Origin of the sequence: Ancrocorticia sp., assembly GCF_052089425.1 — a bacterium.
GTDB lineage: Bacteria > Actinomycetota > Actinomycetes > Actinomycetales > Actinomycetaceae > Ancrocorticia.
On sequence record NZ_JBQCZW010000044.1, the window covers coordinates 13,176 to 14,442 of the forward strand.

General features: G+C 57.1%; 2 protein-coding genes. Both read right to left on the reverse strand.

What is annotated here, in order from left to right:
- Positions 1–22 precede the first annotated feature (22 nt).
- Positions 23–538 (reverse strand): glutathione peroxidase, encoded by a 516-nt coding sequence (locus ACTHV6_RS10715; RefSeq protein ID WP_441387524.1) that lies wholly within the window; start codon positions 536–538, stop codon positions 23–25.
- A 16-nt stretch (positions 539–554) separates the two neighbouring features.
- Positions 555–1,061, reverse strand: coding sequence for a MarR family winged helix-turn-helix transcriptional regulator (locus ACTHV6_RS10720; RefSeq protein ID WP_441387525.1), 507 nt, complete (start codon positions 1,059–1,061; stop codon positions 555–557).
- Between the last annotated feature and the right edge of the window lie 206 nt (positions 1,062–1,267).

The window sequence follows — 1,267 nt, forward strand, 5'->3', positions numbered from 1 at the left end:
AATGATGCCCTTTCAGAAGTTGTTACGCATTGTCCGGTAGGGCAGCCTCGATGGCGGCGATAACCTCCGGGGCGTCCGGCTTGGTGCGTGGGCCGAAGCGCGCCACGTGACCATCAGGGCTCACCACGAACTTCTCGAAGTTCCACGTAATCCTGCCAGCCTTGCCGCCTCCGGACACTGGGAATTGGGTGAGCTGCTGGTAGATCGGATCGGCGTTCTTTCCGTTCACTTTGATCCGCGAGGACATCGGAAATGTGACTCCCCACGTTGCCGAGCAGTATTCGGCGATCTTGTCCTCAGAGCCTAGCTCCTGCATGAACTGGTTGCTGGGGAATCCGATCACTGTGAAGCCACGGTCCGCGTAGCGCTTCTGCAGCTCTTCTAGCTGCTCGTATTGGGGCGAGAGCCCGCAGCGCGAAGCCACATTGACCACGAGAGTGGCTTTGCCATCGGCGAGAGCACCGAATGTCGTCTGCTCATCGTGGAGCGTGGTGACGGGATAGTCGGATAGGTTGACGGTCTCTGGTGCTGTAGTCATGATGCATTCCTTTCCGTTATGCCGATACTGCCGCATCGGCGCGTTCATTACTTTGAGAGGATGGCCGAGGAGCACTTTCCACTGCATCACGCAGTGAGTGCAGCTCGGTCAGAAGGCCAGCCGCAGATTCCGGCGTCAATTCCATTGCTTGGGCGAGGCATTGCGGCAGGAAGCCGAGCTGATCAAGGACTCCACGCGCTCGAGCAGTTGCGGCCACGTGTACCACCCTGCGATCCGAGCTAACGCGAGAGCGGACGATCAGTCCCTCCTTCTCCATCCTGTTAAGAAGCCCCGTCACCGCATTGGATCCCATATGGAGCTTGTCCCCCAGTTCGCGCGGAGAAGCGGACTTTTCCTCAGTGAGCTGACTAAGAACGAGTAGCTGCTGGTACGTCACGCCGAATGGCGACAGAACATCCCGGTAGTAGCCCACCACGGCTTGGGTTGCCGAATACAGTGCAAAGCACACCGCATGCTCTAGCCCTATGCCGTGTTCCGCGATCAACTCATCAATCTTGCTCATACATGAAATACTCGTACGTGAGTTATCTGACTGCACTTCTTTTCGCTGTGGGCAATATTTGGGTATCCTCATGGGTACGCAACGATGGGAGTCAAGCAGTGGCAAAGCAGCCGATCTCTTTGGTCGCAGTTGATATGGACGGCACTTTCCTCAGGCCGGACAAGACATACGATCGGGACCGATTCCTTGTTCTGCGCCAACGGATG